This is a genomic window from Enterobacter sp. PL1 (assembly GCF_945957325.1).
Classification (GTDB): domain Bacteria; phylum Pseudomonadota; class Gammaproteobacteria; order Enterobacterales; family Enterobacteriaceae; genus Enterobacter; species Enterobacter roggenkampii.
The window spans coordinates 87,096-104,536 of the sequence record NZ_CAMFKT010000021.1 but is presented as its reverse complement, the minus strand read 5'-3'; the positions used below and the strand labels follow the sequence as shown (position 1 = coordinate 104,536).

The following is a 17,441-nucleotide window of genomic DNA, read 5'->3' as shown; positions in this document are numbered from 1 at the left end:
CTAGCACAAAAATGACAAAGTACATTTTTATTTCCGCTGTTTTGTATCTCACTTTTATTTTATTAGGGATATGGATCGGCTTGATGTTAGGCACCTATATTTATAATTGTAATTACTGAGGCAATAATGAAAAAGTTAATGATGGTAGCGGCTATATTATCTCTTGCTGCGTGTTCCTCACCAGCTCAACGGATGGCTGATTGTCAAAGCAAAGGAGTGAGTAAAGATGCTTGTTATATTGCAGAGCAAAACCGCACCACAGCCATTAACGCTGCGGCTGAAAAACAGGCTTTAGAGAATGCAGCTCAACTTGCACAGTCAGCGCACAGGCGCCTTCCTGAAGGCTGCACTCAGGTTATGGATGCTGCCGGTCGTTGTGATAGCAAGCCAGCCAAAGTAAGCGGTGATTTAAAAAAGTTATCAGGTGATGCGGATCACGTTATGAATAAGCCTGTCTCTGATGCTGCTGAATATCTGCTTTCGAAAGGCTGGAAGCCAAATAAAGGTTCATGGCACAAGGGTAACTATATTATGCAGCTGGTTGTCGAAAAAGAGAGAGTTGTAAACGCACAATTATCAAAAATGTGATCTTTGCAGGACGCTACCACCTGATAAGATTTACGTAGCCCCATGTTTATGGGGCTTTATTTAGCTCGTTAATAGATTTACTCCAGCTGCCACGCCCCGCCATGAATAAGCGATGCTCCTCCCGTCCAGGCAAATAACGCCAGCTCGCGGCAGTCGGCATCAGGATATATACGGCTGCTGAGGCACGCCTCACCCTCGTTAACAAACACTTCCACGGAGGAGCTATCAAAGAACAAACGAAGATTAAGCGCGTTGCTAAGGTTAAGCGCGACGCTTCGGGTCCCGCACAGGCCATACTGCGGATAGTCTCGCTCCAGCACCAGGCGCTGCATCTGCGCATCAACATAAAGGCGTAACCCGTCGCCAAGACGAATGCCGTACTGCTCCGCGCTGCTGTTGGCGCAATCCCACTGCAGAATGACCTCCATCGCATCGCAGTGTTCCACCAGCGTCATCTGCTGGTTATTAAGCGTACTTATCGGGCAGGGGAACCACGCCCCGCGCAGGCTTTCCACTTCTCTGGCTGGCCGCATCTGCAGGCGGTTATCCGCGCTTAGCGTCAGTTCGCGCGGTAAAGAGAGCATGCCAGCCCACCCGTCCTCCTGTTCCGGAAGGGGAGATTCCCACATGTCCAGCCAGCCGATAACGATGCGGCGGCCGTCAGGCGTCAGGAAGCTTTGCGGCGCATAGAAATCATGCCCGTAGTCCATCTCCACAAATTCACCTTCACGCATAAAGGGCTGACCAGGCTGCCATTCGCCTACCAGATAGCCGCTCTGGAAGAGATTGCGATGTTTAAATCCGTCTGCCGCCAGTCCCTGAGGCGAAAACATCAGCACGCGTTTACCATTGAGAGTGAAAAAGTCCGGGCATTCCCACATATAACCCAGCTCTTTTTCAGCCACCGCGAGCACGCCCCTGTCCTGCCACTCAAGCAGATCGGCAGACCGGTACACACGCACCTGGCCCGTATCCCCCTCGCGCGCGCCAACGACCAAGTACCACCACGCCCCTTCACGCCATACCTTCGGATCGCGGAAGTGATGCAGCCCGGGCGGTGTATCAATGACGGTCCCGTGCCGCACAAACTGGATGCCGTCACGGCTGGTTGCCAGGCACTGAACCTGGTAGAGATTAGCCTCATCGCCGGGATCGCCGTGGAATTTGTGGCCGGTGTAAATCAGCGCCAGCGTATCGCCATCCACCACCGCTGAGCCGGAAAAACAGCCGTCCTTGTCGTCTGGCCCTTCCGGGGCCAGCGCAACCGGGAGGTGCTCCCAGCGAACTAAATCTTTGCTGCGCGCATGGCCCCAGTGCATTGGCCCCCACTGGGTCGAATACGGATGGTGTTGATAAAAGGCGTGATACCAGCCGTCAAACCAGACCAGGCCGTTCGGGTCGTTCATCCAGCCAGCGCGCGCAGCGAGGTGGTAACGGGGATACCAGCGCAGATTAAGCCCTTCGCGTCTGGACTGCAGTTCCTGTTCTGCTTTCGTAATGGAATACATCATTTCTCTACTCTTTCGATCAGATGGTGGAAGGTTGCGGCATGAGCGGGTCAGAAGAGGACTTACCCGAGCGCAACAGGAAGATGGAGATAAACGTGGTGCTGAAGACCAGTAGCCCCATGATGAGATAGGACTGGGCAAAGCCGTATTTCTCGTAGCTGTAACCTGCCAGCGGTGACAGGACCGAGGCAATCACCGAGCTTGTACAGGCAAAGCCCACCAGATAGAGGGTGGAAGAGAGCCGCTTATCAAAATGCAGGCTGTTGTATTTAAAGATGGAGACCAGCAAAACGGGCAGTTCAACCGCGTGCAATAGCTTGGTAATGGAGATCAATACCGGTCCCTCAACCAGACCCGATGCCACCATACGCATCGCCATCACCATTCCGGCGAAAATCAGGCCGTTTTTCGCACCGAGGCGATTCACCAGCCACGGGGCGCAGAACATGCCCGCCGCTTCCAGGAAAACCTGGAAGGAGTTGAGATAGCCGTACATGGCGTTTCCTTCCTGCAACGTCGGGAACTGTGAGGAGAAATAGACCGGGAACTGCTGGTCGTAAACGCCGTAAATACAGGTGCCAATAACGAAAAACACCAGCGCCCAGAAGCGCGGCAGCGTCAACAGGCGTAAGGCATCCTCCAGCGTGACCTTACCACCGGATACCGCCTCCTGCATGGCGTGCGGCGCGGAAGAGACTCTTAGGCGCGCCAGCAATACAAAAAACACCAGCCCGGCGCAGCTCGCCACCGCGAAGTTCAGCTTCGGATTGATGTTGAACAGCAGACCGGCAAAAAAGGTTGCCACCGCCCAGCCAAGGGATCCCCACATCCTCGCCTTGCCAAACTCAAACTGACTCTGGCGGGCTACGCGCTCGGTATAGGATTCCAGTACACCAATCCCGCCGTTAAACGTCAGCCCGATATAAATCCCGCCGAAAATACTGCCGAGCAACACGTTAATCTGCAGCAGATAACCAAACAGCAGGAAGGCCGGACCGGAAAGAATGAGCAGGCTGGTGAGAAACCAGAGCAGGTTTTTTCGCAGGCCGAGCTTGTCCTGAATGAAGCCGTAGCAGATTTGCGCGCACAGCGCGGAGATGGACAGCACGGCATAGATGACCCCCGTATCCCCTGCCTTTAACCCCACCTCCTGGTGGAGCCAGATAGAGAGCAACGAGCCGGAAGATGACCACGTGACAAAAAAGAAAAACAGTAATGCGCTTAATAAAGGGTAGCTGTGAGAGTGATGCGTTTTCATCATGACATTCTCATGTTGGAGTAATGACGCAATGGTAACGTTAACATTTACGCTTTCTCATGCTGTTTGGCTGAAATTTAAGATGTTAATCACGAAAGTTAACGTTAACATTAAGAGAATGAGATCGCGATCAAATATTCATCACTGAGGTAAACATGACCCGGCCTGGGCATCAGCCTTTCTTTTACATCAGCGACTTAGTTGTATACCCTTTCACGCAGAATATTCACGGAGTAAGACAATGGCTTCCCTGAAGGACGTCGCAAAGCTGGCTAACGTATCGCTGATGACGGTCTCCCGCGCGCTGAACAGCCCGGAGCGCCTTAAGCCGGAAACGCTGGCGCGCGTTCAGCTGGCTATTGAGCAGACCAACTACGTGCCCGATCTGTCCGCCAAGAAAATACGCGGCGCGCATGCCTCGCCTAAAACCATAGGGGTACTGGCGCTCGATACGGTGACGACGCCGTTCTCGGTGGAGATCACGCTGTCTATTGAAGAGACGGCCAGAATGCACGGCTGGAACAGCTTCGTGATGAATATGTTTACCGATGACAATCCGGACGCCATTGTCGACCTTCTCCTCTCTCATCGGCCCGACGGAATTATCTACACCACCATGGGGTTACGTCAGGTTCCTCTCCCGGCCAAACTCCTCACCCTTCCCTGCGTGCTGGCCAACTGCGAAAGCGACGGCGAAAAGGTCGCCAGCTATATTCCCGATGATGAGCAGGGGCAATATACCGCCGTGCGGGCGTTACTCGCGGAGGGTTATCGACGCCCTCTCTGCCTGCATTTACCTGAGGGGCATCTGGCCACAACCCGCCGGCGTCAGGGGCTGGAGCGTGCATGCAGTGAAGCGGGGCTCGATCCGGACAGCCTGGAGCACTGCTATATGGCACTCGGCGATGAGCACTATCGCGACATTCCGGCCGTGTTGCTGGCGCACATGCAGAATGGCATTCCCAGGTTCGACGCCGTTATCTGCGGTAACGATCGTATCGCGTTTATGGTGTACCAGACGCTACTGGGACAAGGGCTTCGTATACCGGACGACGTCGCGGTGATCGGCTATGACAATATGGTGGGCATTGGGGAGTTGTTCCTTCCTCCTCTCACGACGGTACAACTGCCGCACTATGAAATTGGTCGCCTGAGCGCCCTGCATATTATTAACGGTGAAGAACATCAGGAAACCACGCGCGTAGAAAGTCCATTTTTACTGCGTGATTCCGTTGCACAGGCAACGTGAGCACCGTTTTCTGCACCTGCCGGATAAACAGGGAAAGCTTCCCTCCTTTTGTGCCGTTGAATGGCACGATTTGTCACACTCTTTTCTGCGACTTTACACACCGGGCAAATAGCCTGTAACTAGCTGTTTTTATTTGGCATAAAATACAATTTTCATTTTAAAAAAGGGGATATTTCCTCGCTATACACACGTGTCACAAAACAGTAAACAAATTAACCATTGAGCCCCGTGGCAAAAGGCTCTATATTGGCGGCGTTTTTTTCAGGCCCCTTCTGTTTTTTAACTTTTTATTCAATCGTGGCTCATAACGAAGCGGCGGTTGTAGGAGTGATATGATGACGGATAAAGTCCGTATTGACACCGTAGATGCCCACAAAAGCAACGAAACCTATCTGGCCCGTCAGGCCGAGTTTGAATCTAACGTCAGGAGTTATCCGCGCAAACTGCCTTTAGCCATCACTAAAGCAGAAGGCGTGTGGATCACCGATGCAGATAATAAAGAATACCTTGACTGTTTAGCAGGTGCAGGGACCCTTGCTCTTGGCCATAACCATCCTGATGTGCTGAAAAGCATCCAAAATGTCATTACCAGCGGCTTGCCGTTACATACTCTGGATCTGACAACGCCTCTGAAAGACGCGTTTTCCGAATACCTGCTCTCTCTGCTGCCTGGCCAGGGCAAAGAGTACTGCCTGCAGTTCACCGGTCCATCCGGTGCTGACGCCGTTGAAGCAGCGCTGAAGCTGGCGAAAAAAGTGACCGGCCGTAGCGGTATCATCAGCTTCTCTGGTGGTTACCACGGCATGACCCACGGCGCACTGTCCGTGACCGGCAACCTGTCTCCGAAAGAAGCGGTAGACGGTATGATGCCAGAAGTGCAGTTCATGCCTTACCCGCACGAATACCGTTGCCCGCTGGGTATCGGTGGTGAAGCGGGCGTGAAAGCGCTGACTTACTACTTCGATAACCTGATCAACGACGTTGAAAGCGGCGTACGTAAACCTGCTGCGGTGATCCTGGAAGCGGTTCAGGGCGAAGGCGGCGTGAACCCGGCTCCGGCTGAGTGGCTGCAGCGCATCCGTAAAGTGACTCAGGAACACGGCATTCTGCTGATCCTCGACGAAGTTCAGGCTGGCTTTGCCCGTACCGGTAAATTCTTCGCCTTCGAACACGCGGGCATCGAGCCAGACATCATCGTGATGTCTAAAGCAGTCGGTGGCGGTCTGCCGCTGGCCGTACTCGGTATCAAAAAGCAGTTCGACGCATGGGCGCCAGGTCACCACACCGGTACCTTCCGCGGCAACCAGCTGGCGATGGCAACCGGTCTGACGACGCTGAAAATCCTGAAAGACCAGAACATCGCAGGCAAAGTGGCGGCACAGGGCGAATGGCTGAAAGGCCAGCTGAAAGAGATGGCGAAACGTTATCCGGTTATCGGTCACGTTCGCGGTCTGGGCATGATGATCGGTATTGAGATCGTTAAGCCGCACGAAGCCGCTGACCACATGGGCTGCTTCCCGGGCGACGGCGAGCTGTCTGCACTGATTCAGAAGAAGTGCTTCGAAGCCGGTCTGATTCTGGAGCGCGGTGGTCGTAACGGTATCGTTCTGCGTCTGCTGCCTTCTCTGCTGATCAGTGATGAAGAGCTGAAGATCTTCCTGGATAAATTTGAGCAGGCACTGCTTGCTGCGGGCGTTCGCCCGGCGTAACCGGAGTTATTGATTACGATGTCTGATTCAAACCCAATTTTGTTCTCCTCTGCGCAGAGCATTGAAGCTTACCAGCAGGCGATTGAACAAAGCACTCAGGCTGTGATGCAGTGGCTGAAACAGCCTGAGATGTACCAGGGCAAAACGGTCGCGGAACTGCGCGACCGTATTAAGCTGGATTTCAACCCGAAAGGGCTGGGCAACGAAGCGGCGATTGAACGCGCCGTGGAGTTCTTCCTGAAAGACAGCCTGTCCGTTCATCACCCGCAGTGTGTGGCGCACCTGCACTGCCCAAGCCTGGTCGTAAGCCAGGCGGCGGAAGTGCTGATCAACGCCACTAACCAGAGTATGGACTCCTGGGATCAAAGCCCGTCCGCAACCATCATCGAGATCAAACTGATCGAGTGGCTGCGTACCCGCGTGGGTTATCAGGCTGGTGACGCCGGTGTCTTCACCAGCGGCGGAACCCAGAGCAACCTGATGGGCCTGATGCTGGCGCGCGATGCGTTCTTTGCGCGTCAGGGTCACTCCGTTCAGCAGGACGGTCTGGTGGGCGATCTGCGTAAGATCCGCGTACTGTGCTCTGAAAACGCGCACTTCTCCGTGCAGAAAAACATGGCGCTGATGGGTCTGGGCTACCAGTCCGTGGTGCAGGTGAAAACGGACGAATTCTCCCGCATGGATCTGACCGATCTGGCGGCGAAAATCGAACAGTGCAATGCGAACGGCGAGCAGATTCTGGCGATCGTCGCAACGGCAGGTACCACCGATGCCGGTGCTATCGATCCGCTGCGCGCCATTGCTGAACTGGCGGCGAAGCAGAACATCTGGGTACACGTTGATGCGGCCTGGGGCGGCGCGCTGCTGATGTCTGAGCAGTATCGTCACTACCTGGACGGCATTGAGCTGGTGGATTCCGTCACCCTGGACTTCCACAAGCAGTTCTTCCAGACCATCAGCTGCGGCGCGTTCCTGCTGAAAGAAGCGCGCCACTATGAGCTGATGCGCTATCAGGCGGCTTACCTGAACTCTGAGTTCGACGAAGAAGCCGGCGTGCCGAACCTGGTCTCCAAATCTCTGCAGACGACCCGTCGTTTCGACGCGCTGAAGCTGTGGATGAGCCTGGAAGCGCTGGGTCAGGAGCAATACGCGGCGATCATCGATCACGGCGTGACCCTGGCACAGCAGGTTGCGGCGTACGTGAAAGCGCAGCCTGCGCTGGAACTGGTTATGCAGCCGCAGCTGGCAAGCGTGCTGTTCCGCTTCCGTGGCGAGGTGCAGGCAGATGATGCCGGTATCGCTCTGCTGAACCAGAAAATTGGTGATGCGCTGCTGGAATCCGGCCGTGCAAACGTCGGCGTGACCGAGCATAACGGCGTGACCTGCCTGAAGCTGACGCTGCTGAACCCAACCGTGACGCTGGAAGATATCAAAATCCTGCTGTCTCTGGTTGAGCGCACCGCGCAGGAAGTTCTGGCTAAGTAATATAAAACCCCTCTCCCGCCGGGAGAGGGGTTATTCTTATAAGCCCGCCCACCACATCCTGATTTTTAATCCCCAGTAGCTCGTCCAGCCCGTTGTGGTACTGACCACGTTCCCCTTCGATACAATGACTAACGTCGGCGTCACGCTCACCTGCCACGCCTGCGACAGCGCACCGTTTTCATCGTTTATCACCGGCATTTTAAGCTGTTTCTTGTCAACCCAGCGTGCAAGCTTTGCGTTATCACCAGAGCGCATGGCGATACTCACCACGTTCCCGCCCTCTTCTGCCAGTAGATTAACCGCAGGCGTCGTGTAGCGGCAAATGCTGCACCAGGTCGCCCAGACGTAGATCAGCAGCGGACGCTCCTGGCTGAGCGCCGCAATATCATGCATTTTTCCGTCGATGCTCGTCATCGGCGTTGCACTAAAACTGGCGGGGAGTGTCGGTTTTCGGTATTGATCAACTCCCCACGCCACGGCCAGCGTCAGCAGAACGAGTATTACCCCTTCCCGCGCCCAGCGGCGCAGTCGATTGATTTTGCGGTTATCCATTGTGACCTCGTGTTTTAACGAAGGTCATCTTAACGGGCAATACACCATCACGCTGTAAAGAAATGTCGCGTCAGGGTTACTCCCGGGTATAGCCATAGTCGTAAGCGCTATACCCGGAGTTGTAATAGAGCGCCGCCGATTTCACAATGTCATTGAGGATCACGCCATTCACCTTTACGTTCATCCGTTCCATACGCTTAAGGCTGGTCTCGATCTCTTTCACGCTGGTTTTACCAAAGCGGGCGACCAGCAGCGTAGTGGCTGCTGCTCTGGCGATCAGCAAAGCATCCGTCACGGCAAGCACAGGTGGAGTGTCGATAATCACGATGTCATACCCTTTTTCAATCTGCGCCATCACATCCTGGAAGCGTTCACTCATGAGCAGGTCAACGGGATGCGTAGGTTGGGGTCCGCAGGTCAGTACATCAAAACCGCCTTTCTCAAAGCGTTGAACCGCCTCCTGCCACTCAACGGTTCCGTCGAGCACGCAGGACAACCCCCGATGATTGTTCAGCCTGAACACATTGTGGACATACCCTTTACGCATATCCGCATCAATAAACAGCACCCGCTGTCCGGCCTGTGCCACAATCGACGCCAGTGAAGTACTGACCAGCGTCTTTCCGCAATCCTGCGTGGGGCCAGACACCACGACAACCCGGTTTGCGGTATCCATCATGGTAAAATGCAAACTGGTGCGCAGCCCACGCATCGCCTCGACAAACGTATCAGCCGGACGGTCAATGGGCAGGAAAGGCACGTTGGATATCCTATGCTTCCAGTGGGAAGTAAACAGGTTTCTCCTGCGCAGGTGCGTTTTTTTCCATAACCATACCGAGCGCGGAAGCGTTACCAGCAGCGGCATCCCGAACTCTTCCAGTTGTTCTGACGACGTAATGCCCCGCTTGAAGGCGGAACGCACTAAAACTGTTCCGGCAGAGAGGAGCAGCCCTATCATCATACCAAACAGAATGATGAGGGCTTTGCGCGGTTTGACAGGGGCAGGCTGCGTCACCGCCGGGTCTATGATCCGCACATTCCCGATAGCGCTGGAGCGCGAGATGCTCAGCTCTTGCTGACGCGTCAGCAACTGCATGTATACGGCGCGCCCGGATTCAACATCACGACTCAGGCGTAATATTTCCTGCTGCGTGGATGGCATGGAGGAGACGCGGCTATACAGGCGCGCGCGTTCCCGCTCAAGCGTTTGTTTTTTCTCCAGTAAAGCACGGTAGGTGGGATGGCCCTTTTTGAACAGCTGGGATACTTCTGCCTCGCGAAACGTCAGCTCGTTAAGCTGATTTTCCACGTTAACCACCTGATCAAGAACCGACTTTGCCTCAAGAGATAAATCGACCGAATCGCTTTGCTCTCGATAAGCATTCAGTCGCGCCTCGGCTTCATCCAGTTCGCGACTGATTTTAGGTAACTGATCCTGTAAGAAAGTGAGGCTACGGGAATCTTTAGCTTCCTGGCGCGCAATGTTCTGGCTGAGAAAATTTTCGGCAATCGTATTAAGTACCGTAGCGGTCTTGCCGGGATCGTCACCCGTTAACGTTAAGGCGATCATTCCACTCTGTTTCGACGACTCCACAACCGTCAGTCTGCTCTGAATGGCGTTGATGGCCTCAAGCCTGGTAACGATGTTGAGGGTAAACTGGGTTCCCGGTGCCGCATTGAGGGAGGTCACCAGAAGAGAGACGCCCTCTTTAAGCAGCGCTTTTCCAACAACGCCTTCTGCCTCAAGCGTTTGTCCCTCAAGACGATATCGCCCTTGCTCGAGAACAGTGAGTAAAAGCGTTTGTGGATCCCCCTCCACAGACGGAATATTCAGCGAGCCAATCGTGATTTCAGCGGGGTTGCGCCCCTGCACATGCTCCCAGAAAGCTCCAATGACGGGGAACAAGCGCCTATTAACCTCGTAGGTCAGCCCTAACCGATCAACGGTCTGTCCGAGGACCATCCGTGATTTAAGGAGTAAAAGTTCTGGAGCGACATCGGGTGAGAGATCGGATCTGAGCGAGGTCAGGTTCTTGAGCAGCGCGTTGCCCTGCTTCGCTTCGACCTGCACCAGGGCATCAGCCTGATAAACCGGCGTGACGCTGAAGGCGTAGATCCCCGCACATACCGTGAACAGAAGCGTAACACACGCGATCATTACCCGGTGATCGAACATCTCAGCAAGCAACTGAATGAGATCCATTTCGTTATTCTGCGGTGTCGCAGCACTATATTTGTCTGATTTAGAAGACGACATTACGGCTTCATTCCTTGTTAACTCAAACGACGAGCCCATTCCTGACTGGCTTTCCCCAATTGCCCGAAAACATATTCAAAGGCTTCACGGCTTTTGCGATACGGGTCGGGAATGACCTGGGTTTCCAGCCATTGTCCAAATAGCAGCGATTTTCCCCGGTTCTCCGGGGCCATTGTGGCAATAAAACGAAGGTGTTCCGGCTCCATCACCAGAATCAAGTCGGACTGTTGCAACAGACTGCACGTCACCCTGCGGGCAACGTGCCCCTCCAGCGAAAGGCCGTGACGCAAGGCCACAGCCTGCGCACTCGCATCCGCAGGGCGTCCTTCTAGTCCGAAAATACCTGCAGAGGTGACCTGCCTGCCGGGTAATTGCTGACGCAATAGCCGCTCACCAATGGGTGAGCGGCAAATATTGCCGGTGCAGACCACTAAGATTGAATGGAACATGACTACGGCCACGATCGGATGTTACGAACGGTTTCGGTCAGGTCATGTACGCCGCTGATGGTGGGCACCAGTTGGGAGATCACGCGATTCCAGCGCGATAGCGGTGCCGTGGTGACGTAGACAATGTCATACGGCTCAAGCTGGAATTCCGTACCCAGCACCATGGCTGAAGCATCTTCCGCATTCAGCTGATAGATATTGGCGATTTTGTCGGTATCACCTTTTTTCGATACCTGGCGAATAACAAAAATGCCGGTTGCATCGGCCATATTTTGGTTAAGCCCCCCGGCATTGCCCAGGGCCTCGGCCAACGTCATGCCGCTACGATCCATCTTAAGGGTGCTCTGTTTCACCACCTCGCCCATTACGAACACTTTCAGCGCGTCGTTCCGGGGAACAAACAGGATATCGCCAGGATAAAGCAGCTTATTTTGGGTCAAATCGCCATGCTGCATCAGGGCATAGAGTGAGAGGTGGGCGTCCTGTCCATTGTGTGTGAGTACGACGTTACGCCAGTCGGCATCCGCCGAGAGCCCACCCGCGGCGTTAATCGCATCCATCACCGTCAGCGGAATATTGGTTATCGGCTGTTGACCCGATTTTTCCACCTCTCCGGTGACGTAGGCTTTTTGTGAACGGAAGGAGGCTACGCTGACGTCCACCTGCGGGCTCTCAATGACGCTATCCAGTCGAGCCGTAATCTCTTCACGTACCTGTGAAACCGTTTTTCCTGCCACCCGCAGTTTACCGACATAGGGATAAAAGAGCGTACCGTCAGCGTTGACCCAGTTGCCTGTATCGCTCGCGCTACGATATTGTCCTGCGGGCGTTGTTAATTCAGGGTGATCCCAGACGGTGACCGTCAGGATGTCGCCTGCACCAATACGGTATTCCCAGTTTTTGATCTGCTTGTCCAGATTAGGATTTGCCTGAGATTTCGACACGGGCGGGCGCAGTTTTTCAATCCACTCCGGCGTCAGCGGAAAAATTTCCACGCGCTTATCAAGCTGATAATTTGCCTCTTTCGCCGAAATAACTTTCTTACCTGACACACTTAAGTTCTGACCAGGTGAAAAAACACACCCTGTTAACTGACTAATACTGAGAAATAACAGCGAAAATGCAGTTGTACTTTTCATTAATATAAATATTTCTTTTTAACGTTGCGTTTATCGTTAAGCCTGTAAAAAGACCCAATCCAACCCCATGAAATGTAATCAATTATGCTTATGAGAGATGAACTTCCTGCCCTTATAAAACACACCTCACCCGCGCTTTAAAAAACAGATCCTATACTCGACCTGGTTAAAAAAACGGATGTCAGCACGCTTCATCCGGAGGCAATATTAAATGCTCTTCCGAGAGAAAGCATTCGCCTCGCTTTCTAACTTTGATATGGAAAGTTATTTTCAGAATTAATTAATGAAATGATAAATATTAAAAATATAATGCATCGACAATATTCCCGACACTGATAAACATCACGCAATTGGGCTACACAAAACCGTCCACTTTTGTTACATTTTTTTTCAAACATACCCTGCGTTGATACTTAAAATGGACTGTCTGCTTCGCTTTCGACGTCCCGCAGACGAAAAGTATCTGTAACGATATCACTGGAGAAAAAATGGCTAAGCGTAAACTGCTGCTTCTGGGTGTATTACTGTCTCTGGCGGGATCCGCATTCTCTGCCCCGCAAACGGCCGCTGCACCCTCCGGCATCAAGGCCTATGAAGAACAAGAGTTCATCGCTGACTTCACGAAATTCAAGATTGGCGACACGGCGCCGGCGCAGTATCAAACGCCGGAGTACACCATCAAACAGTACCAGCTGCGTAACCTGCCGGCTCCGGATGCCGGAACCCACTGGACCTACATGGGCGAGAACTACGTGCTGATCGGCGATGCGGACGGCAAAATCTACAAAGCCTATAACGGAGATATTTTCTATCACCGCTAAGACCATTCTGATCCGCCCCTGGCAGGAAAGCGATCGTCCTTTCCTGCGCACGCTCTTTCTCCACGCCCGGCGTGAGGCCTGGCCATGGCTGGACAGTTCAGACTGGAAGCTTGAAGACTTTGACGCGGCCACCCGTGACGAAGTGATTTGGGTTGCCACGCAGAACGGCCATCGCCTGGGCTTTGCCTCCGTCTGGGCGAACGATAATTTTCTGCACAACCTCTTTGTTGACCCGCAGTATCAAAGCCACGGCGTCGGGAAAATGCTTCTGGAACAGGTGCAGAAGACGTTTACCAGTACAGGTTCGCTTAAGTGTCTGGTGAAGAATGCGCGGGCTGTCGCGTTTTACCAGCGGCACGGCTGGCACATTGAGGCGACGGGGGATTCTCCGGAGGGAGAGTATTATTTGATGCACTATCGGCTTGGGTAAAGTCAGGTGGCGCTTCGCTTACCTGACCTACAAAACCGTATTTCGTAGGCCGGGTAAGGCGAAGCCGCCACCCGGCACTAAGCGAAGAGGTATTACACCGCGCGGAACGCGATTTCGCCCGGGATGACTTCGCCCTGCCAGTAAAGCTGCGCCGCAACGCGTCCCGCCAGCTGACGATACATCTCTGCAAATTCGCTGTCCGGACGGCTGACGACCGTCGGCTTGCCGCTGTCCAGATCTTCACGCAGGGTAATGTGCAGCGGCATCTGTCCCAGCAGTTGGGTGTGATACTTCGCAGCCAGTTTTTCTGCCCCGCCCGTACCGAAGATAGGTTCATGGTGACCGCAGTTGCTGCAGATGTGCATGCTCATGTTCTCAACGATACCGAGCACCGGCACTTCCACCTTCTCGAACATCACGATGCCTTTTTTGGCGTCGATCAGCGCGATATCCTGCGGCGTGGTCACCACAACGGCACCCGTCACCGGAATGTTCTGCGCCAGCGTGAGCTGGATGTCACCGGTCCCCGGCGGCATGTCCAGCACCAGATAATCCAGATCCGGCCACATCGTCTCCTGCAGCATCTGCAGCAGCGCTTTGCTGGCCATCGGGCCGCGCCAGACCATGGCGTTATCGTCAGTCACCAGGTAACCGATGGAGTTGGTCGCCAGACCGTGCGCCATGATCGGCGCCATGTGGGTGCCGTCCGGTGAGGTTGGACGCTGGTTTTCCGCGCCCAGCATGTTTGGAATAGACGGGCCGTAGATGTCGGCATCCAGAATACCGACCTTTGCCCCTTCCGCTGCCAGCGCCAGCGCCAGGTTTACGGCAGTAGAGGATTTCCCCACCCCGCCCTTGCCCGAGCTGACCGCAATGATGTTTTTCACGCCGTTGACGCCAGGCTGGTTTTTCACGCGCTTCAGCGTGGCGATGCTGTGGCTCAGCTTCCAGTCGATCGCCTTCGCGCCGGTAATGCGCAGCAGCTCGGCGCTGGTCTGCTCTTTCAGCGCGTCAAAGGCGCTGGTCCAGACGAACGGCATCTGCAGCTCAACGTGCAGCGTGTCGTCCAGCCAGGCAACGTGGTGTAACGCTTTCAGCGTAGTGAGATTGTGCTTCAGGGTTGGATGCTGAAAGTTAGCCAGCGTCCCGGCGACCATTGCTCGTAAGGCTTCCGGTGATTTGGCCTGGGATTGAGAACTCATCCCGACTCCTTTGTTCTTGTGAATAAGACCTTAGATGAACAAGTTTACCTGAAAGGCCGTGGTTTGTGCTTACTTAATAATGCCCCTTTTGGTAATATCAAAAACCCTTTTCACAGTTAAAAGAAGTAATGCCTACTATGACTCAAGTCGCGAAAAAAATTCTGGTAACGTGCGCACTGCCGTACGCCAACGGCTCAATCCACCTCGGCCACATGCTGGAGCATATCCAGGCTGATGTCTGGGTCCGTTACCAGCGAATGCGCGGCCACGAGGTTAACTTCATCTGTGCGGACGATGCCCACGGCACGCCGATCATGCTGAAAGCGCAGCAGCTGGGGATCTCCCCGGAGCAGATGATTGCCGAAATGAGTCAGGAGCATCAGACCGATTTTGCTGGCTTTGACATCAGCTATGACAACTATCACTCCACGCACAGCGACGAAAACCGCGAGCTGTCGGAGCTGATCTACACCCGTCTGAAAGAGAACGGTTTTATCAAAAACCGCACCATCTCTCAGCTGTACGATCCGGAAAAAGGCATGTTCCTGCCGGACCGCTTCGTCAAAGGCACCTGTCCAAAATGTAAATCCCCGGACCAGTACGGCGATAACTGCGAAGTGTGCGGCGCGACCTACAGCCCAACCGAGCTTATCGAGCCGAAATCCGTGGTTTCCGGCGCCACGCCTGTGATGCGTGACTCAGAGCACTTCTTCTTCGACCTGCCGTCCTTCAGCGAAATGCTGCAGGCATGGACCCGCAGCGGCGCGCTGCAGGAGCAGGTAGCGAACAAGATGCAGGAGTGGTTCGAATCCGGCCTGCAGCAGTGGGATATCTCCCGCGATGCGCCGTATTTCGGCTTCGAAATCCCGAATGCACCGGGCAAATACTTCTACGTCTGGCTGGACGCGCCAATCGGCTACATGGGCTCCTTCAAGAACCTGTGCGACAAGCGTGGCGACACCGTCAGCTTCGACGAATACTGGAAGAAAGACTCTACCGCCGAGCTGTACCACTTCATCGGCAAAGACATCGTTTACTTCCACAGCCTGTTCTGGCCGGCCATGCTGGAAGGCAGCAACTTCCGCAAGCCAACCAACCTGTTTGTTCACGGCTACGTGACGGTGAACGGCGCCAAGATGTCCAAGTCCCGCGGGACGTTCATCAAGGCCAGCACCTGGCTGAACCACTTCGACGCGGACAGCCTGCGCTACTACTACACCGCGAAGCTCTCTTCCCGCATCGACGATATCGACCTGAACCTGGAAGATTTCGTGCAGCGCGTAAACGCGGACATCGTGAACAAGGTGGTGAACCTGGCGTCCCGTAACGCGGGCTTTATTGCCAAGCGCTTTGACGGCGTGCTTTCTGCCGAACTGGCCGATCCTGAGCTGTATAAAACCTTCACCGATGCCGCCGCTGCGGTTGGCGAAGCCTGGGAAAGCCGTGAATTCGGTAAAGCGATTCGCGAAATCATGGCGCTGGCCGATGTTGCCAACCGCTATGTGGACGAACAGGCTCCGTGGGTGGTCGCGAAACAGGAAGGCCGTGACGCCGACCTGCAGGCGATCTGCACCATGGGTCTGAACATGTTCCGCGTGCTGATGACCTGGCTGAAGCCGGTTCTGCCGCAGCTGGCAGCCCGCGCTGAAGCGTTCCTGAACACCGAACTGACCTGGGATGCTATTCAGCAGCCGCTGCTCGGTCACAAGGTCAACACCTTCAAAGCGCTGTACAACCGCATCGAGATGAAGCAGGTTGAAGCCCTGGTAGAAGCATCCAAAGAAGAAGTGAAGGCGGCTGCGGCACCGGTCACCGGCCCGCTGGCGGACGATCCGATTCAGGAAACCATTACCTTCGATGATTTCGCCAAAGTCGACCTGCGCGTGGCGCTGATCGAGAACGCGGAGTTTGTGGACGGCTCTGACAAGCTGCTGCGCCTGACGCTGGATCTGGGCGGCGAGAAGCGCAACGTCTTCTCCGGCATCCGTTCTGCCTATCCGGACCCGCAGGTGCTGATCGGCCGTCAGACCGTGATGGTCGCCAACCTGGCGCCGCGCAAAATGCGCTTCGGCATCTCTGAGGGGATGGTGATGGCCGCAGGCCCTGGCGGTAAAGATATCTTCCTGTTAAGCCCTGACGAAGGCGCGAAGCCGGGCCAGCAGGTGAAATAACAAAAAAGCCGGAGATTATCTCCGGCTTTTTTTTGCCCGGCGGCGCTACGCCTGCACGGGCCTACGGGTTTTGTAGGCCGGGTAAGGCGAAGCCGCCACCCGGCTAAACATCACGCCTTCGGGTGATGCACCCGGTGGGTCAGCCCGCGCAGGAAATTACGCAGGAACTGGTCGCCGCACTCGCGGTAGTTTTTATGATCCGGTGCGCGCATCATGGCGGTCACTTCCGGCACGGATACGCGGAATTTTTGCTCGGTCATGATCGCCACGATATCGTCCGTTTTCAGCGAGAACGCGATACGCAGCTTTTTCAGCACCGTGTTGTTGTTCACCCGACGCTCCAGCGCCAGCTCTGGCGCGGCAGGATCTTTGCCGCGCTTATCGTAAATCAGGCCGTTCAGGAAGCCCGACAGAATGATATCAGGGCAGCGGACAAACCCCTCTTCGTCTTCTTTGGTCATCCACGTGTCAAAACTGGCAGACGTGGATTCCATGTCGGACAGCGCAAGAATGCGCACCATGTCGTTATTGTTCGCTTTCAGGGTGTAGCGCAGGCTACGAAGAATATCGTTACTTAGCATAGTGCCTTCGAATGTCGATGATGCAATGGCGCGCAGTGTACC

The 17,441-nt window shown here is 54.6% G+C and carries 15 protein-coding genes; 7 read left to right on the top strand and 8 right to left on the bottom strand.

Annotated features, from left to right (window positions below; translation table 11 throughout):
* Nucleotides 1-126 precede the first annotated feature (126 nt).
* Entirely contained in the window at nt 127-588 is a 462-nt protein-coding gene (locus N6P30_RS18270; RefSeq protein WP_065366035.1) for a hypothetical protein, read from the top strand.
* Nucleotides 589-665: 77 nt separating this feature from the next.
* Here N6P30_RS18270 and N6P30_RS18265 read toward each other — a convergent pair whose 3' ends face one another.
* Together N6P30_RS18265 and N6P30_RS18260 are read right to left on the bottom strand one after the other, a co-directional pair.
* The gene (locus N6P30_RS18265; protein ID WP_032663210.1) at nt 666-2,099 is read right to left on the bottom strand and encodes a glycoside hydrolase family 32 protein; all 1,434 of its coding nucleotides are present in this window, start codon (nt 2,097-2,099) and stop codon (nt 666-668) included.
* A gap of 16 nt (nt 2,100-2,115) precedes the next feature.
* Complete coding sequence (locus tag N6P30_RS18260; RefSeq protein ID WP_032663209.1) at nt 2,116-3,357, bottom strand: MFS transporter; 1,242 nt, start codon at nt 3,355-3,357, stop codon at nt 2,116-2,118.
* A 238-nt stretch (nt 3,358-3,595) separates the two neighbouring features.
* Here N6P30_RS18260 and N6P30_RS18255 point away from each other — a divergent pair, with 238 nt between their 5' ends.
* From N6P30_RS18255 to N6P30_RS18245, 3 genes are all read left to right on the top strand, one after another.
* Entirely contained in the window at nt 3,596-4,603 is a 1,008-nt protein-coding gene (locus N6P30_RS18255; protein ID WP_058673311.1) for a LacI family DNA-binding transcriptional regulator, read from the top strand.
* A 332-nt stretch (nt 4,604-4,935) separates the two neighbouring features.
* Complete coding sequence (locus N6P30_RS18250; protein WP_014884533.1) at nt 4,936-6,312, top strand: diaminobutyrate--2-oxoglutarate transaminase; 1,377 nt, start codon at nt 4,936-4,938, stop codon at nt 6,310-6,312.
* Nucleotides 6,313-6,330: 18 nt separating this feature from the next.
* Nucleotides 6,331-7,797, top strand: a complete 1,467-nt coding sequence (locus tag N6P30_RS18245; protein WP_023325650.1) for a pyridoxal phosphate-dependent decarboxylase family protein — start codon at nt 6,331-6,333, stop codon at nt 7,795-7,797.
* Nucleotides 7,798-7,833: 36 nt separating this feature from the next.
* Here the strand turns inward: N6P30_RS18245 and N6P30_RS18240 are convergent, their stop codons facing one another.
* The 4 genes from N6P30_RS18240 to N6P30_RS18225 form a co-directional block, all read right to left on the bottom strand.
* On the bottom strand, nt 7,834-8,349 hold the full coding sequence (locus N6P30_RS18240) for a protein disulfide oxidoreductase (RefSeq protein WP_065366034.1): 516 nt from the start codon (nt 8,347-8,349) through the stop codon (nt 7,834-7,836).
* Between the two features lie 76 nt (nt 8,350-8,425).
* The gene (locus tag N6P30_RS18235) at nt 8,426-10,606 is read right to left on the bottom strand and encodes a polysaccharide biosynthesis tyrosine autokinase (protein WP_154827300.1); all 2,181 of its coding nucleotides are present in this window, start codon (nt 10,604-10,606) and stop codon (nt 8,426-8,428) included.
* A gap of 17 nt (nt 10,607-10,623) precedes the next feature.
* On the bottom strand, nt 10,624-11,055 hold the full coding sequence (locus N6P30_RS18230; protein ID WP_058673309.1) for a protein tyrosine phosphatase: 432 nt from the start codon (nt 11,053-11,055) through the stop codon (nt 10,624-10,626).
* 2 nt (nt 11,056-11,057) lie between these two features.
* The gene (locus N6P30_RS18225) at nt 11,058-12,194 is read right to left on the bottom strand and encodes a polysaccharide export protein (RefSeq protein ID WP_045372638.1); all 1,137 of its coding nucleotides are present in this window, start codon (nt 12,192-12,194) and stop codon (nt 11,058-11,060) included.
* Nucleotides 12,195-12,682: 488 nt separating this feature from the next.
* Between N6P30_RS18225 and N6P30_RS18220 the strand changes: the two genes are divergently transcribed.
* Nucleotides 12,683-13,015: an RcnB family protein gene (locus N6P30_RS18220; RefSeq protein WP_008500887.1), complete on the top strand. Its 333-nt coding sequence runs from the start codon at nt 12,683-12,685 to the stop codon at nt 13,013-13,015.
* Entirely contained in the window at nt 12,960-13,445 is a 486-nt protein-coding gene (locus N6P30_RS18215; RefSeq protein WP_058673308.1) for a GNAT family N-acetyltransferase, read from the top strand. Before N6P30_RS18220 ends, N6P30_RS18215 begins: the two co-directional genes overlap by 56 nt.
* 92 nt (nt 13,446-13,537) lie before the next feature.
* On the opposite strand, the gene apbC is transcribed toward N6P30_RS18215, so the two are convergent.
* On the bottom strand, nt 13,538-14,647 hold the full coding sequence (gene apbC / locus N6P30_RS18210; RefSeq protein ID WP_008500889.1) for an iron-sulfur cluster carrier protein ApbC: 1,110 nt from the start codon (nt 14,645-14,647) through the stop codon (nt 13,538-13,540).
* Nucleotides 14,648-14,784: 137 nt separating this feature from the next.
* Between apbC and metG the strand changes: the two genes are divergently transcribed.
* Nucleotides 14,785-16,818 (top strand): methionine--tRNA ligase, encoded by a 2,034-nt coding sequence (gene metG, locus N6P30_RS18205; protein WP_032663202.1) that lies wholly within the window; start codon nt 14,785-14,787, stop codon nt 16,816-16,818.
* 110 nt (nt 16,819-16,928) lie between these two features.
* On the opposite strand, the gene N6P30_RS18200 is transcribed toward metG, so the two are convergent.
* Nucleotides 16,929-17,399, bottom strand: coding sequence for a DUF1456 family protein (locus N6P30_RS18200; RefSeq protein ID WP_008500891.1), 471 nt, complete (start codon nt 17,397-17,399; stop codon nt 16,929-16,931).
* Between the last annotated feature and the right edge of the window lie 42 nt (nt 17,400-17,441).

Bases quoted from the DNA above. Each gene is read 5' to 3' on its own strand.
- N6P30_RS18235 (WP_154827300.1), bottom strand. From the start codon at position 10,606: ATGTCGTCTTCTAAATCAGACAAATATAGTGCTGCGACACCGCAGAAT.
- N6P30_RS18265 (WP_032663210.1), bottom strand. From the start codon at position 2,099: ATGATGTATTCCATTACGAAAGCAGAACAGGAACTGCAGTCCAGACGC.
- N6P30_RS18225 (WP_045372638.1), bottom strand. From the start codon at position 12,194: ATGAAAAGTACAACTGCATTTTCGCTGTTATTTCTCAGTATTAGTCAG.
- apbC (WP_008500889.1), bottom strand. From the start codon at position 14,647: ATGAGTTCTCAATCCCAGGCCAAATCACCGGAAGCCTTACGAGCAATG.
- N6P30_RS18215 (WP_058673308.1), top strand. From the start codon at position 12,960: ATGCGGACGGCAAAATCTACAAAGCCTATAACGGAGATATTTTCTATC.
- N6P30_RS18255 (WP_058673311.1), top strand. From the start codon at position 3,596: ATGGCTTCCCTGAAGGACGTCGCAAAGCTGGCTAACGTATCGCTGATG.
- N6P30_RS18240 (WP_065366034.1), bottom strand. From the start codon at position 8,349: ATGGATAACCGCAAAATCAATCGACTGCGCCGCTGGGCGCGGGAAGGG.
- N6P30_RS18200 (WP_008500891.1), bottom strand. From the start codon at position 17,399: ATGCTAAGTAACGATATTCTTCGTAGCCTGCGCTACACCCTGAAAGCG.
- N6P30_RS18220 (WP_008500887.1), top strand. From the start codon at position 12,683: ATGGCTAAGCGTAAACTGCTGCTTCTGGGTGTATTACTGTCTCTGGCG.
- N6P30_RS18270 (WP_065366035.1), top strand. From the start codon at position 127: ATGAAAAAGTTAATGATGGTAGCGGCTATATTATCTCTTGCTGCGTGT.
- N6P30_RS18260 (WP_032663209.1), bottom strand. From the start codon at position 3,357: ATGATGAAAACGCATCACTCTCACAGCTACCCTTTATTAAGCGCATTA.
- N6P30_RS18245 (WP_023325650.1), top strand. From the start codon at position 6,331: ATGTCTGATTCAAACCCAATTTTGTTCTCCTCTGCGCAGAGCATTGAA.
- metG (WP_032663202.1), top strand. From the start codon at position 14,785: ATGACTCAAGTCGCGAAAAAAATTCTGGTAACGTGCGCACTGCCGTAC.
- N6P30_RS18230 (WP_058673309.1), bottom strand. From the start codon at position 11,055: ATGTTCCATTCAATCTTAGTGGTCTGCACCGGCAATATTTGCCGCTCA.
- N6P30_RS18250 (WP_014884533.1), top strand. From the start codon at position 4,936: ATGATGACGGATAAAGTCCGTATTGACACCGTAGATGCCCACAAAAGC.